The sequence below is a fragment of the Streptomyces sp. V4I23 genome, assembly GCF_030817975.1.
Classification (GTDB): domain Bacteria; phylum Actinomycetota; class Actinomycetes; order Streptomycetales; family Streptomycetaceae; genus Streptomyces.
Window position 1 is genome coordinate 1,246,054 of sequence record NZ_JAUSZW010000004.1, and the last position, 13,412, is coordinate 1,259,465.

The window sequence follows — 13,412 nt, forward strand, 5'->3', positions numbered from 1 at the left end:
ATCCCCCCACTCGTGCGGGGTACGGCAGTTGTCCCCGGCGGCCGACGGTCTGCCAGGGTGAGCGGCCATGGATCCCGATCTCGAGGTGAACGGCCGTCAGCTGGACCGGTTCTGCCGGGCCCTGGACGAGTCCCTGACGTCACTGGGCGAGGCGCGCCGAGCGCTGGAACACGTACGGGCGGACCAGTTGGGCACCGCCGCGCTCGACGAGGCGTGCGACGGCTTCCAGAAGCGCTGGAAGTACGGCGCCGAACAACTCGGCGACCGCATCACGTCCGTCCGCGACGGCGTGCAGGCCACGCGGGCCGGGTTCGCGGAGGTCGAGCGGGCGATCGAGGCGGCGTTCAGGGCCGTGGCGGCGCGGCATGGCTGAGTATCCGCACCTGGGCTGGGACCCGGCGCCGGGCAGCCCGGCGGAGATCGCGGCGCTCCAGAGCAAACTGCACGCCTCGGCAACGGCCCTGGGCACGGCGCACGCGCTGGTGAACCGCCTCCTCGGGGAGAGCGCGCACTGGAGGGGCGAGGCGGCGCAGGCCTTCCGCGGCGCGCTGGACGGCGACCTGCCCCGGTACCTGAGGAACGCGCACCGCTCGGTGTCCAAGGCGTCGGCGCGACTGCTGTCGTGGCACGAGGACCTGGTGGGCTACCAGGCGACGGCACGGACGTACGAGGCGAGGGCGCGGCTGTCCGCGGCGGAACTACGGCGCGCGCAGTCCCACCACGACGCCCTCGCCGCGACCCCGGACGCGCCGCCACCGGACCTCCGCACGGCGGCGTCCGCGGTGACACGCGCGCGTACGGCACTGGCGTCGGTCCGCGCGCTGGCCCACGAACTGGAGGCGACACACGCGGCGGAGGCGGCGCGCATCGCGAAGTCCCTGAACGAGGCGACGGACAGACTGGCACCGCGGGAGCCGGGGGCGTTGGACAAGGTGCTGAAGTGGATCGACGAGGACCTCGGCGACCTGTTATCGGATGTCTCCGCCGTCGCCGGCTTCTTCGCGCTGGCCGTCGGGCCGTTCTTTCCGCCCGCGGGCATGGTGCTCATGCTCGTCGCTGCCGGGGCGAGCATCGGAGCGCTGACGTTGCACCTGGCCGACCCCAAGGTCCGTCAATCGATCAAGGACGGTTTCACCAAAGGCGAATTCGATGCCGACTTCTGGGCCAGCGCCGTGACCGTGACCGGCGACGCGCTCGGTGCCGTACCGGGCGTGGCCGCAATCGCTCACGGAGCCAAGTCGGCGTCAGCAGCCGCGCACGCGGTGTCCGCGCTGGCTGATCCTGGAGCCTTGGCCATGGCCCGCGCCGGGTCCCAAGGATTCGGGCGAGGCGCCTGGGAGGTTATGGACGGCATGCGGCAGGTGGAGAACCCGCTGACCTCCTGGGCGTTGCGCAGCACACCCCAGCTCGTCCAGGAAGGGACGAAGTACACCTTCGCGGGCGCGGGGGCCGTCACAGCCGTCTCGCATTACACCCCCTACAACAAGAACGAAACCGTCTCGAGCACGGCGACGGCCGTGGACGGCACTCGCGCAGTGCTCGACGACGGACCCAGCGCCGCCGCCAAAGCGGCCCATGCCTGGGCCGCTCTGGCAGGCCGGTAACCAACGACCCATAGAGGTGAACGCCATGTCCACCACGGTCCCCCCACTGTGGTTCCGCTTACCGCCCGGCTACCACGAATACGACGATTTCGGCCCGGAAGACCAACAGGCGATCGCGTCAGCACTCCTGCCGGCAATCCTTGACGACCCGGCAGATGTCGACAGCGCCGAGCGCCAGTTGGCGGCCATGAACAACCTGCTCCGTGCCATGCGTCAGGAAGCGACGGTCCACCTGTCCCTCGGGGTCCACCCCGACGAAGAGCACGGGGCCGCGTTCTCCGTCTTCTGCATCTCCGTGTCCGGGATCCAGTGGCGGCCCGCGGCCATGGCAGTCGCCCAGAGCGCACTCGCCCTTGCCGACTCCCCCAGATGGCGCAGCAATTCCGGAAGAATTCTCGACCTGCCCTCCGGCCAGCCCGCAGCACTGGTGTCCGGCACGTTGTCGGCGCCGCCTCGGCAACTCCTTCAGAGCGCTGGGATCCTCGCCGAGCCCTGCGAGACGTTCCAGGCACGCCTCACCGTGCCGTTCCCCATGGGTACGTACGTTGCCGTCGCCGACATCACCAGCGCGGCGACCCGTCACGCGGCTGCGTACACGGACATCCTGGAAGCGATCGCCGGAACCATCTCGTTCACCGCGCCTTCCCTCCCATCCAGCCCGTCCCAGCGCCCCTCTCGCCTTCTGGAGCTGTTCTGATGACGCCTCAGCAGATCGCGGTCCCCCAGCACAAGGCAGCGTTCGACCATCCGCCGACGGCTCGAGGGCACCGCAGTCTGGTCGTCAAACGACGAGCCTGGCTTGCCGTGGTCGTCGGTTGCGGCGTCGCGTGGACCTGGATGGGTGTGGCGCATCCCCCCCGGAATGTCATCGGCATGGTGGTGATCAGCATCCTCTTCTATCCGCTGATGCTCACTGCCACCTACCTCGCCCTGCGCCGCACCCGCCGTAACGCCGTCATCCTGCGGACCTACCCCTGGCGGGCCTTCCCCTGCGAGTACCCCCGTCGCTCGCTGGAGAGTCCCAAGGTGGTCGTCATCAAGTTCACCGACGACCATGCGCCCGTCCTGCGCTTCACTCCCTTCTCCGTGAACCTCAGGGAGAAGCAGAACCCTCAGCCGGACATGATCTGGTTCGCCGGGGACATCCGGTACGGCGGCGTCGTCTCGCCCGTCGGCGGGCACTTTCCCGTGCGGGTGGTGCCCGACGCCCCCGCCGCGCCCGTGCCGGAAGGCACCGCTGCCGAGGACGAGCTCGCGCGGGCGGCCGAGCTCGTCAAGGACGGCAAGGTGCGCACCACCTAGGCGCGGCCCGCACGCTCACGCCCCCGCTTCAACCGCTGGCGTTCCTTCTCCGAGAGCCCGCCCCACACACCGAATCTCTCGTCGTGCGTCAGCGCGTACTCCAGGCACGCCACCCTCCCCTCGCACGCTCCGCACAGCTGCTTGGCCTCGCGGGTGGAGGAGCCGGGGGCCGGGAAGAAGAACTCCGGGCCCGCCTGGGCGCACAGGGCCGTCTCCTGCCAGGCCAGTTCCGGGTCGGTGATGGTGTTGATCGCCATGTACGTCACCTTGCCCCGTGGCGATAAACAGTCGATCAATGACGCGTCAACGACCCCCACCGCTCCCATTCAGCCGCGCTGTTCGACGCCCCGCAGGACCGCGAACCGCGCTCCCGCCGGGTCCGCGAGGCGGGCGAAGCGGCCCACGCCCTCCATCGTGGTCGGGGGCATCCTGATCTCGCCGCCGAGTTCCTGGGCCGTGGTCACGGCCGCGTCGCAGTCGGTGACCCCGAAGTACGGCAGCCAGAACGGGCCCAGGTTCTTCTCCGACGGGTCCGCCGTCAGCGGGACGGCGCCGGCGAACGCCGCCTCCGGGTCCGAGCCGCCCGGGCGGATCAGGGTGTAGTCGCCGCTGCCGTCCGGGAGCGGCATGGTGGTCGTCTCCCACCCGAGGACGGTGGAGTAGAAGGCGAGCGCGGAGTCCGGCTCGGAGGTGTACAGCTCGAGCCAGCACAGCGTGCCGGGGTCGCCCACGACGTCGAGTCCCTTGTTCCTCCCCGGCTGCCAGGCGGAGAAGCCCGCGCCCGACGGATCCATGAAGACCGCCATGCGGCCCTGGTCGAAGACGTCCATCGGCTGGTACACCACCGTGCCGCCGTTGCCCTCGACCGCCTCGGCCGTCGCGTCGAGGTCCGGTGTCTGGAAGTAGACGCTCCAGCCGGCGGGCGCCCGGTCGGCGGGGACGGTCATACCGGCGGCGACGGTCCTGCCGTCGAGGCGGAACATGCCGTAGCCGCCCGCGTCCGGACCGGCGGACGCGAACTCCCAGCCGAACAGCCTGCCGTAGAAGAAGGTGGCGGCATCGAGGTCGGGGGTGCCGAGGTCGATCCAGTTCGGCGAGCCGGTGACGTAGGCGGTGCTGATCATGGTCCCTCCTTCGCGGCCCCCGGGCGACGGTCCTGCGACCGCGGTCCGTGCCGAGTCTGCCGTCGAACCGCGCCGGACGCACGCAGTACCGGGTCCACGGCGATTCGCGCCGGGCACAACTGCGTTTCGGGTGCGCCCGGCACTGGGGCAGGATCGCCTTCGTGATCTGGCGTGCTCAGCTGGCGGGGGTGCGCCTGCTCTGGAACGGGGACCGCCCCCGGCCGGAGGTTCCGGACGCTGTTGGTTAATTCCGCCCCGCTGGATCTGATCCAGCGGGGCGGAGTGCACTACGGGGATGTCGGGGAGATCTCGCTCGGCGATCCCGAGTACCTGTGGCTGTGGCCATGTATGAGTCTGATGCTCAACGACCTGTGCAACGCGGTGGAGGGTTTGACGCGGCTGCCCACCGTGCGCCGTTCTCCCTCTATCCATGAAGGGCGCACGCTGGGGTGGGTCACAGGTTGACTGGGAAAACGAAGTGACCCGCCAGATCATGAGATGTGGCGGGCCATTTGGTGTGGCTAGCTTCTAAGAGCTGTCCCGTAACTGGCGGTGTCCCGCCTCAGTGAGGTTCAGCCGATGCCGTTGAGAGCGAGCGAGTGCTGAGCGAGAAACCAGGTCGACGTAGGTCAGTGCGGTGCCCGATCATGCGTTCATGCCCCTGCGAGAGACCCTTGCCCGAGTCGATGCAGACCTGTCCGCCGGCCGGGTTCCCGTCGCGCGCCAGCGCCTGCGCGGTCTCATCTCGTCCTTCCCGCACGACCTGACGCTCCGCCGTCGTCTGGCCGAGGTGTACCGGCTCTACGGCGACGCCGCCGAGGCTGGACGCTGGATGTACCTCGAAGAGGACCGGAACGCCGAGGAGACCGCCGCCTTCGAGGCGCGGTACGGGTCTCCCGGGTGGCGGATGAAGGCTCTCGCCTGGCACGGCCTCGAGGCGAAGGCCGCCACCGCCTTCGCGGAGGGGCAGCTGGTCGCGGTGCGGACCGCCTGCGCCGAGGAGTTGGGGCACCCCGTCGACTGGGACGACCCCGCCTCCTACCGGGACGACCTGGAAGGGGAGTACGAGGCGCCCTCCGAGCCGTGGACGGTCGGCGGTGTGCTGGCGAGCGTCGGCTGCCTGGGGGCGACCCTTGTGTTCCTCGCGATCTGGGTGAATGGGCTCGTTGCCCTCTTCGACTGACTCAAGTCACCGGGGCCTGTGAGGAGCGTCGCTCAAGGTTCGGTGAGACCGTCCAGAACTGGCGTGACGGGACACCCGGTGACGAGTGAAATGATCTCGCGGTGTCTGGTGTGATCACGGCTTCGGAGCCGTCCTAATCCGGCGGTAGCGACAGCGCCGAGAGACGTACGCCCAGGCTGTTCGAGCAGCAGAGGTTGGTCGCGATGGCGGTCACGTGAGTGTCGGGCTGACGCCTTGAGTCGTCCGGGGACTTGATCCCTATATCCAGAGCGGTGATGCGGCGCGCGGGTGCGAAGGCCGCCATCGGCCGGACCACGGTCATCGCGGACGGCGGCTACCGGGGCACCGGCCTGGTCATCCCGCACCGCCGCGAACGGGGGCCAGACCGAACTGCCTGCATGGAAGGAGGAGCACAACACGTCCCACCGCAAGGTCCGGGCCCGGGTCGAACACGTCTTCGCGCGGATGAAGACCTGGAAGATCCTTCATGACTGCCGCCTGAAGGGCGACGGCATTCACACCGCGATGCTCGGCATCGTCCGACTGCACAACCTCGCCCTCACAGGATGACTTCCGCGCCACACGAGACCACCTTGAAGAGAAGCCCGAGGGAGACGGTCCCCCCCGATCTCGCCGTCGCGGAGGATGCTCAGTCGAGACAGAACTCGTTGCCCTCGATGTCCTGCATCACGATGCACGACTCGTTGTCGTCATCGGCAAGCAGCGTTCGTACATGTACCGCACCGAGCGCGACCAGGCGTGCGCATTCGGCCTCCAGTGTGGCGAGGCGCTCTTCACCCACGAGTCCGGTGCCGGCCCGCACGTCGAGATGTACCCGATTCTTGACGATCTTTCCTTCGGGAACGCGCTGGAAGAGCAGGCGCGGGCCCGCACCCGAGGGATCACTGCATGCGAAGTAGGTGACCTGGTCATCGGGCGGCAGCGAGCGATGGTAGTCCTCCCAAGTGGCAAACCCCTTCGGGATCGGCGGTACGACGTACCCCAACACCTCGCACCAAAAACCGGCGAGGCGCGCAGGTTCTGCGCAGTCGAAGGTGACTTGGAACTGCTTGATCGATGACATCGGCGCACGATAGCAGGGGGACTCTGTCGCTCATCTCCCGGCGTGGATACGCAAGTTGTCGGGAGGACAGCCCTGCTGCCCGCTGCCGTGTCGTGAGGTCGCAGGGAGGAACCGATGTCGATGCCCCCGCTGTTCCGGACCAGACCGAGACCACAGCCCTCGCCGCGTTTCCCGACGGCAGTCTGCCACCCCGGGGCCGCACCTACGGAGACAACCTCTGTGGGGGACCCGACCGCGTCCGGGTGGATCCGCCTAGGTTCTGTCCGGCGGATCATGTCCGGAGCCATAACCGGATGGCTGCCAGGGTGACGGTGCCGTGGAAGACGTAGGCGCGCTTGTCGTATCTCGTGGCTACGGCCCGGAAGTTCTTGAGCCGGTTGATCGTCCGCTCGACTTCGTTGCGGCGCTTATAGAGCGTGGTGTCGAAGCCAGTGGGCCGGCCCCCTTTGCTGCCGCGGCGTTGGCGGTTGGCCCGCTGGTCTTTCGGCTCGGGGATGGTGTGCTTGATGTGCCGTCGTCGCAGGTAGCGGCGGTTGCGGCGGGAGGAGTACGCCTTGTCGCCACCGAGGTGGTCCGGCCGGGTGCGTGGGTGCCCACCGTTGGGACGGGCGACGCGGATGCGTTCGAGAACCGGGATGAGTTGCGGGGCGTCGCCCCACTGGCCCGGTGTGATCAGCAAGGCCAGTGGGCGGCGTCCGCCTTCACCCGCCAGGTGGATCTTGCAGGTCAGCCCGCCCCGTGATCGTCCGAGTCCCTCGTCGGGGCGGTGCTGCCGGGGCGTTGATCTTTTTTCGGGATGCGCGGCGCTTTCCTGCGGGCCCCGGCGGCGTGCTGGTGAGCGCGGCAGGAGGTCGAGTCCACGCTCACCATGCTCCAGTCGATCCGGCCGTCCGCGTCGGCGTCGGTCTGCACGGCCTGGAGGATCCTGTCCCAGGTGCCGTCCGCCGACCAGCGTCTGTGTCGCTCGTAGACAGTCTTCCAACTGCCGAACCGCGGCGGCAGATCCCGCCACGGAACACCCGTCCGCAGGCGGAACAGAACCCCGTTGATCACCTTGCGGTGGCTCGTCCAACGCCCGCCCCGCTGCCCCGTCGCGGGCAGATGCGGCTTCAGACGAGTCCACTCCGTATTCGTCAGATCGCCTCGTCCCATGTCCATGGAAACGTCCACGAGGACGACACCACTCAATCAGTGATCCGCCGGACAGAACCTAGTGGGCGTGACCGCCGCCGGACGCGGGATGGTGCGGCTCGTGTCCGGGGATCGTGCCGTCCTCCTTCGCGACGAGGAGCAGCCCGGCCATGCCCATGTCCGAATGGCTCTGGACGTGGCAGTGGTACATCCAGGCGCCCGCGCCGACGCCTTCGCCCGCGATCACCTGGAAGCCGAACGAGTCCGCCGGGCCCGTGATCTTGTTGTCGATCACCTGGCTGACGTCCTCGGGGCCGGACAGCAGGCCCGTCCTGTTGTCCGCCCAGCGGTGACCGTGCAGATGGAAGGTGTGGTAGAACTCGCCGTGCGTGATCATGACGATCTCGACGCGGTCGCCCAGCGTGGCAAGGAAGTTGGGCGGGTCGGAGGCCGGCCGGTTGTTGATCGTCATGTCGTTGAAGACGATCGTGAACTGCTTGTCCGGCAGGATGTCGCCCTTCCTGCGCACCACCAGCGGCCCGTAGAGGCCCTTGCGGATGCCGCCCGTGCCGTGGTCGGTGCCCACGACGTGGTCGTGGTAGTGCCAGTAACCCGCGCTGCCCGGCCGCCAGGTTCCGTCGGCGCGCCGGCCGGGGGCGTGGGTGCGCCAGGTGTAGGTGCGGGTGGCGCCCGGTTCGACGTGACTCCTGCTCATCTTCGTGCCGTCGTTGTTGATGTCGTAGTCGACACCGTGCGGGTGCAGGCTGACGGGCACGTCCATCAGGTTCTCGAACTCGATGTGGAGCGTGTCGCCCTCGTTGAGCTCGATCAGCGGACCGGGGACGGTCGCCTTGCCCTTCTCCAGGCCGTACCCCATCCGACCGTCCGCCAGTTTCTCGGCGTACAGCTTGAGATGGCGTACCAGGCCGCCTGCCGGGGCAGTCTTCGGTGACGTCGACGCGGCGGGGGCCGCATGGGAGGCGGAGGCGAGGGACAACGATGTCACACCCGTGGCCACGACCGCCCCGCCCGCGATCAGGCGCCGGTTGAAGCTGCGTCTGTCCATGCCGAACTCTCCAGTCGTTGGCGGAGATTGACGGGGCGCGGCCGACGCCCCCGGGGACGGCCATACGGTAGCCCGAGCGCCCGCGTTTATCCACGGTCAGGACAAAGTTCGTTCTTTGGCGGTCATACCTATTGGCGAACCGCGAAAAGAGGTCTAGCTTCAACGGCTGTTGTTGTGACCAAAGAGGGGTGGGTGACCCATGCAGCGCGCACCACATCACCGGTCGAGATCACGAAGAGGGCTTCTGACGGCGGCACTTGGCGTCGGAGCCCTGGCCGTTTCGCTCCTGGGCGGCAATGCCGCTTCGGCCAGGCCGTACCCGGAACCGCCGCCGACAACGTTGTCCCTCCCCTCGCCGCCGGGGGGCGCGAACGTGAGGGTGCTCGTCTTCCACGCCTCGGCGACCCAGGAGTCGCCGACCGTGACCGCGGGCATCTCCGCGATCGAGACGATCGGGCTGACCGGCCCCACGGAGGGCCGGTTCAGGACGGAGGCGACGGACGACGCCTCCGTGTTCACCGACGCCAGGCGGCTCGGCCGGTTCAACGCGGTCGTGTTCCTGACCGGGGGCGGCGATGTGCTCGACCCGGAGCAGGAGGCCGGGCTCGAGTCGTACCTGGAGGCGGGCGGCGGGTTCGTCGGCATCCACGACGCCGCGCGCACCGAGCCGTACTCGGACTGGTTCACCGGGCTGATCGGCGCCCGGCCGGCGGGGGCGGCGAGCAGCACCCAGCGGGCGGTCGTCGAGGTCGGCGACCGCCGGCATCCGGCCACCCGGTCCCTTCCGCTGAACTGGAAGCGGCCGGACCGCTGGTTCAACTGGGCGCAGAACCCCTCGGGAACGGTCCACACCGTGGCCCGGCTCAAGGAGAGTTCGTACACCCCCGCGGCGAATCCCAACGGCTGGGACCACCCGATCTCCTGGTGCCGTGACTACGACGGCGGCCGGTCCTTCTACACCGGCATGGGCGGTACGGTCGACAGCTTCTCCGAGACCGACTTCCGTGACCACCTGCGCGGCGCGCTGGCGTGGACGACGCGGCTCTCGCAGGCCGACTGCAAGGCCACGATCAACGCCAACTACACGGCCGAGCGCGTCACCAAGCCCAACCAGCCCGGTCAGAACGACCAGATCGGCGAGCCGCACGGTCTGGTCGTCGCCCCCGACGGCCGGGTGCTGTACATCGGCCGCGGGGGCGCCGATTCGAGCGTGCCCGTCGTCCGGGACTGGAACAACCCCGACATCGGCAAGGGGAATGGCGAGATCCACGTCTACGACCCCGCGACCGGCAAGGTCACCAAGGCGGGCGCGCTGACCGTCTTCGGCAACAAGGGCGGCGGCGACGAGCTGGTCAAGAACGAGGAAGGGCTGCTCGGCATCGAGCTCGACCCCGACTTCATGACCAACGGCTGGGTGTACCTGCACTACACGCCGCACTCGCGGATCAACCGCGACACGCACATGGGCGAGCGGCGCGTCTCCCGCTTCACGCTCGACCTCGCGACCAACCAACTGGACCTGGCGAGCGAGAAGGTGCTGCTCGACTGGCCGGTGCAGATCCACAGCTGCTGCCATGCGGGCGGCGGGATGTCCTGGGACTCCAAGGGCAACCTCTACATCGCCACCGGTGACACCAACTCCTCGGGGTTCAGCGGTGGTTACTCGGGCAACAATCCCGAGCCGAACTTCAAGGGCGTCTCGTTCGCCGACGCGCGCCGCACCGCCGGCAACACCAACAACCTCAACGGCAAGATCCTGCGGATCCACCCCGAGGACGACGGCACCTACACCCTCCCCGAGGGCAACCTGTTCACGGGCAGGGAGACGGCCGAGGGCGGCGGCAAGACGCGCGGCGAGATCTATGTCATGGGCGTGCGCAACCCGGCGCGGATCTTCGTCGACAAGAAGACGGACATCCTCTACGCGGGCTGGGTCGGCCCGGACGCGGGCGCGCCGTCGACGACGTGGGGCCCGGCCAAGTACGACACGTTCGCCGCCATCACCAAGGCGGGCAACCACGGCTGGCCCTACTGCATGGGCAACAAGCAGCCCTACCGCGACCGGAACCTGCCGGATCCGAGCGTGCCGCTCGGCTGGTACGACTGCGACGCCCCGAAGAACGAGTCGCCCAACAACGACGGTCTGGTGAACCTGCCTCCCGTCACGTCCAACACGATCTGGTACTCGCCGCAGGGCGGCGGCGTGGACTACCCGCGCGACGCGAACGGTGTCCCGAGCTACAAGCAGGAGGAGCAGAAGCTGCTGCTTCCCTGGCTCAGGGGCGGCGGCCAGGCCACGATGAACGGCCCGGTCTACCGCTTCGACGCGGCGAGCGACTCGACGGTCAAGTGGCCCTCGTACTGGGACGGCAAGTGGTTCGTCGGCGACTTCTACGACGGCGACCAGCCGCGGCACGCGGTGCTGACCGACCCGAGAACCGTGGGCCAGGGCGGCCTTCCGGTGCACGCCGAGTCGCTGAAGAAGATCGTGCCGGTCGGTCCGGGCGGCATCCGCAACCTCATGGACTGGAAGTTCGCCCCGGACGGATCCCTGTACGTGCTCGACTACGGGCGCGGCTTCTTCACCTCCGACTCCAACTCCGCGCTGTGGCGCGTGACCTACAAGGGCGGCGGGGAAACCCCAGCCGCGGACCAGCTGGCGAGGAGGACGGCCCAGTGAGAACACGGCGCTCATCGGTGAGCCTCTGGACGGCCCTGCTGGCCGCGGTGGCCATGGTGCTGGGCCTGACGTCGGCGGTGGCCTACGGCCAGAGCGACGACGACCGGGTGACCGAGGCTGCCCAGGTGCTGACCTGGACGGCCGGCGACCCCATCGACCGCTATCTCTCCTTCCCCACCACGGCGGTGGCGGGACCGGCGACGATCGTCTTCGAGAACAGCACGGCCACCGGCAACACGAGCGGCATGCCGCACACGCTGACGTTCGACGTCTCCGACCCCGAGTACAACCACGACGTGCCGCTGAACATCCTGGCGAACCCGAACGACGACATGGGCGGCAGGCACACGGCCGAGGTGACGCTGACGCCGGGCCGCTACCTCTTCAAGTGCACGATCCCCGGCCACGGCCTGATGCAGGGCATCCTGACCGTGACCGAGGGCGGCGGGGAGGACACCACCGCTCCCGAGACCACGGCGAAGGTCGACGGCGACAGGAACGCCGACGGCGCGTACATCGGCCAGGCCACCGTGACGGTGGGCGCGACCGACGCGGGGTCGGGCGTGGAGCGGATCGAGTACGCGCTCGGCGCCGACGGCCCGTGGCAGCCGTACACCGTCCCGGTCGTCGTCGACGAGGTGGGCGCCCACAAGGTCCGCTACCGGGCGACCGACAAGGCCGGGAACACGGCCGCCGAGAAGGCGGTCGACTTCACCGTCGTCGCCCCGCCGACCGACGACACCACCGCGCCGGAGACCTCGGCCACCGTCAGCGGCGAGAAGGACGACCAGGGCCGGTACGTGGACATGGCCACGGTCACCGTGACCGCGTCCGACGCCGGTTCCGGCGTCAACACGATCGAGTACGCGCTCAGTGCCGACGGCGCCTGGCAGCCGTACACGGCGCCGGTGATGGTCCATGAGGCGGGCACCCACAAGGTCCGCTACCGGGCGACCGACAAGGCGGGCAACGCGGCCGCCGAGAAGGCGGTCGACTTCACCGTCGTCGCCCCGCCGACCGACGACACCGCCCCGCCGGAGACCTCGGCCACCGTCAGCGGCGACAAGAACTCGGACGGCGCGTACATCGCGCGGGCCGAGGTGAGGCTGTCGGCGACGGACGCCGGCTCGGGTGTGGAGCGGATCGAGTACTCGCTCGACAGCGGCCCCTACCTCGCGTACACCACCCCCCTCGTCGTCGACCGGGTCGGCTACCACACGGTGCTGTACCGGGCGACGGACAAGGCGGGCAACACCTCCGAGGCGAAGAGCGTCGCGTTCTCGGTGGCCGAGGGCGGCGGTGTGCCGGCGCCCACCTGCCCCGAGCACGACGAGCGGCCGACGGTGATCGTCGGCACGGTGGACACCGGCATCCCCAACCGGATGACGGGCAGCCGCTGCACGATCAACGAGCTGATCGAGGACGAGAAGGACTGGTCCTCGCACGCCCTGTTCCTCAAGCACGTGGACGCAGTGATCGACCGGCTGCTCGCCGACGGCGTCATCGACGAGCGCGAACACCGGACGATCTACCGCGCGGCCAAGGAGTCGGGCATCGGCAGGCCGGGCCAGACGGCCGGCTACCGCGACCTCTTCGACGGCACCGAGGAGACGTTCTCGAAGTGGGAGCACGTCGGCGGCGGCAGGTTCGGGCTGAGCGACGACGGCGCCATGACCAGCAGCACCACCGTGCCGGGCATGGGCATGCTGTGGTTCCCGCAGCGGCAGTACGGCGACTTCTCGCTGAGGCTCCAGTGGCGGGACGACGCCCCGGGCTCGGGCAACGCCAACGGCGGTGTCTTCGTCCGCTTCCCGTACGTCCACGACAACCCGGAGGAGTCGCGTCCGGAGTGGGTCGCCATCAAGTACGGCCATGAGGTGCAGATCCTCGACCGGCCGGACGGCGACATGTACAAGTCGGGTTCGATCTACGGATTCGACCGCGTGGGCCTCGGCGGCGCCGGGGTCACCCCGAAGGGCACCTGGAACGACTACGAGATCAGGGTGGAGGGCCAGCACTACTCGGTGTTCCGCAACGGCAAGCTGATCAACGAGTTCGACAACACCGGGGGCCAGGTCTTCGAGCCGCCTCGCTCCGACGACCCGGGCACCGACGGCCGGCGCTACGCCTCCGGGTACGTCGGGCTCCAGGTGCACGGCACGACGGACGTCATCTCCTACCGCGACATCAGGATCAAGGAGCTGTAGCCCTCCTCGAGCGGTGAGCCGCGGCCCTCCT

Annotated in this window: 13 protein-coding genes and 1 pseudogene; 9 read left to right on the forward strand and 5 right to left on the reverse strand. The window is 69.1% G+C overall.

All coding sequences use genetic code 11. The annotated features are described in order from the left end of the window. The first annotated feature begins 67 nt into the window (after positions 1-67). From QFZ82_RS07820 to QFZ82_RS07835, 4 genes are read left to right on the forward strand one after another with little or no spacing between them, the layout of a single operon-like run. Positions 68-373: a hypothetical protein gene (locus QFZ82_RS07820; protein ID WP_307712443.1), complete on the forward strand. Its 306-nt coding sequence runs from the start codon at positions 68-70 to the stop codon at positions 371-373. Continuing rightward, a complete protein-coding gene (locus tag QFZ82_RS07825) occupies positions 366-1,604 on the forward strand; it encodes a hypothetical protein (RefSeq protein WP_307712444.1) in 1,239 nt (412 codons plus the stop codon). The genes QFZ82_RS07820 and QFZ82_RS07825 overlap by 8 nt, the downstream gene beginning before the upstream one ends. A 25-nt stretch (positions 1,605-1,629) precedes the next feature. Then, on the forward strand, positions 1,630-2,301 hold the full coding sequence (locus QFZ82_RS07830; protein ID WP_307712445.1) for a hypothetical protein: 672 nt from the start codon (positions 1,630-1,632) through the stop codon (positions 2,299-2,301). Further along, positions 2,301-2,906 carry a hypothetical protein gene (locus QFZ82_RS07835; protein WP_307712446.1) on the forward strand — a complete coding sequence of 202 codons (606 nt, stop codon included), beginning with the start codon at positions 2,301-2,303 and terminating at the stop codon, positions 2,904-2,906. The genes QFZ82_RS07830 and QFZ82_RS07835 overlap by 1 nt, the downstream gene beginning before the upstream one ends. Here QFZ82_RS07835 and QFZ82_RS07840 read toward each other — a convergent pair. Continuing rightward, complete coding sequence (locus QFZ82_RS07840; protein WP_307712447.1) at positions 2,903-3,163, reverse strand: WhiB family transcriptional regulator; 261 nt, start codon at positions 3,161-3,163, stop codon at positions 2,903-2,905. The two genes, QFZ82_RS07835 and QFZ82_RS07840, sit on opposite strands and share 4 nt — an antisense overlap. 69 nt (positions 3,164-3,232) lie before the next feature. Next, positions 3,233-4,030: a VOC family protein gene (locus tag QFZ82_RS07845; protein WP_307712448.1), complete on the reverse strand. Its 798-nt coding sequence runs from the start codon at positions 4,028-4,030 to the stop codon at positions 3,233-3,235. Between the two features lie 240 nt (positions 4,031-4,270). On the opposite strand from QFZ82_RS07845, the gene QFZ82_RS07850 reads away from it, so the two are divergent. From QFZ82_RS07850 to QFZ82_RS07860, 3 genes and pseudogenes are all read left to right on the forward strand, one after another. After that, on the forward strand, positions 4,271-4,495 hold the full coding sequence (locus tag QFZ82_RS07850) for a hypothetical protein (RefSeq protein WP_307712449.1): 225 nt from the start codon (positions 4,271-4,273) through the stop codon (positions 4,493-4,495). 190 nt (positions 4,496-4,685) lie between these two features. After that, positions 4,686-5,213, forward strand: a complete 528-nt coding sequence (locus tag QFZ82_RS07855; RefSeq protein ID WP_307712450.1) for a DUF6584 family protein — start codon at positions 4,686-4,688, stop codon at positions 5,211-5,213. 284 nt (positions 5,214-5,497) lie between these two features. Then, positions 5,498-5,783: pseudogene (locus QFZ82_RS07860) on the forward strand (transposase); the annotation flags it as partial. A gap of 79 nt (positions 5,784-5,862) precedes the next feature. Here the strand turns inward: QFZ82_RS07860 and QFZ82_RS07865 are convergent. The 3 genes from QFZ82_RS07865 to QFZ82_RS07875 form a co-directional block, all read right to left on the reverse strand. Further along, the gene (locus tag QFZ82_RS07865) at positions 5,863-6,297 is read right to left on the reverse strand and encodes a VOC family protein (RefSeq protein WP_307712451.1); all 435 of its coding nucleotides are present in this window, start codon (positions 6,295-6,297) and stop codon (positions 5,863-5,865) included. Positions 6,298-6,568: 271 nt separating this feature from the next. Next, positions 6,569-7,449, reverse strand: a protein-coding gene (locus QFZ82_RS07870) for an IS5 family transposase (protein WP_307717655.1) whose coding sequence is annotated in 2 segments (ribosomal slippage) — positions 6,569-7,089 and positions 7,089-7,449 — 882 coding nt in all. Because the reading frame shifts where the segments join, the coding sequence is not laid out codon by codon here. 58 nt (positions 7,450-7,507) lie between these two features. Next, positions 7,508-8,494: a multicopper oxidase domain-containing protein gene (locus QFZ82_RS07875; protein ID WP_307712452.1), complete on the reverse strand. Its 987-nt coding sequence runs from the start codon at positions 8,492-8,494 to the stop codon at positions 7,508-7,510. Positions 8,495-8,693: 199 nt separating this feature from the next. Here QFZ82_RS07875 and QFZ82_RS07880 point away from each other — a divergent pair, with 199 nt between their 5' ends. Together QFZ82_RS07880 and QFZ82_RS07885 are read left to right on the forward strand one after the other, a co-directional pair. After that, on the forward strand, positions 8,694-11,174 hold the full coding sequence (locus QFZ82_RS07880) for a ThuA domain-containing protein (RefSeq protein ID WP_307712453.1): 2,481 nt from the start codon (positions 8,694-8,696) through the stop codon (positions 11,172-11,174). 53 nt (positions 11,175-11,227) lie between these two features. Then, a complete protein-coding gene (locus QFZ82_RS07885) occupies positions 11,228-13,381 on the forward strand; it encodes an OmpL47-type beta-barrel domain-containing protein (protein WP_307717656.1) in 2,154 nt (717 codons plus the stop codon). Positions 13,382-13,412 lie beyond the last annotated feature (31 nt).

What these genes read in the sequence shown, in the direction of transcription:
- QFZ82_RS07855 (WP_307712450.1), top strand. Translation starts at nt 4,686, where the DNA reads ATGCCCCTGCGAGAGACCCTTGCCCGAGTCGATGCAGACCTGTCCGCC.
- QFZ82_RS07830 (WP_307712445.1), top strand. Translation starts at nt 1,630, where the DNA reads ATGTCCACCACGGTCCCCCCACTGTGGTTCCGCTTACCGCCCGGCTAC.
- QFZ82_RS07835 (WP_307712446.1), top strand. Translation starts at nt 2,301, where the DNA reads ATGACGCCTCAGCAGATCGCGGTCCCCCAGCACAAGGCAGCGTTCGAC.
- QFZ82_RS07845 (WP_307712448.1), bottom strand. Translation starts at nt 4,030, where the DNA reads ATGATCAGCACCGCCTACGTCACCGGCTCGCCGAACTGGATCGACCTC.
- QFZ82_RS07825 (WP_307712444.1), top strand. Translation starts at nt 366, where the DNA reads ATGGCTGAGTATCCGCACCTGGGCTGGGACCCGGCGCCGGGCAGCCCG.
- QFZ82_RS07880 (WP_307712453.1), top strand. Translation starts at nt 8,694, where the DNA reads ATGCAGCGCGCACCACATCACCGGTCGAGATCACGAAGAGGGCTTCTG.
- QFZ82_RS07840 (WP_307712447.1), bottom strand. Translation starts at nt 3,163, where the DNA reads ATGGCGATCAACACCATCACCGACCCGGAACTGGCCTGGCAGGAGACG.
- QFZ82_RS07875 (WP_307712452.1), bottom strand. Translation starts at nt 8,494, where the DNA reads ATGGACAGACGCAGCTTCAACCGGCGCCTGATCGCGGGCGGGGCGGTC.
- QFZ82_RS07885 (WP_307717656.1), top strand. Translation starts at nt 11,228, where the DNA reads ATGGTGCTGGGCCTGACGTCGGCGGTGGCCTACGGCCAGAGCGACGAC.
- QFZ82_RS07820 (WP_307712443.1), top strand. Translation starts at nt 68, where the DNA reads ATGGATCCCGATCTCGAGGTGAACGGCCGTCAGCTGGACCGGTTCTGC.
- QFZ82_RS07865 (WP_307712451.1), bottom strand. Translation starts at nt 6,297, where the DNA reads ATGTCATCGATCAAGCAGTTCCAAGTCACCTTCGACTGCGCAGAACCT.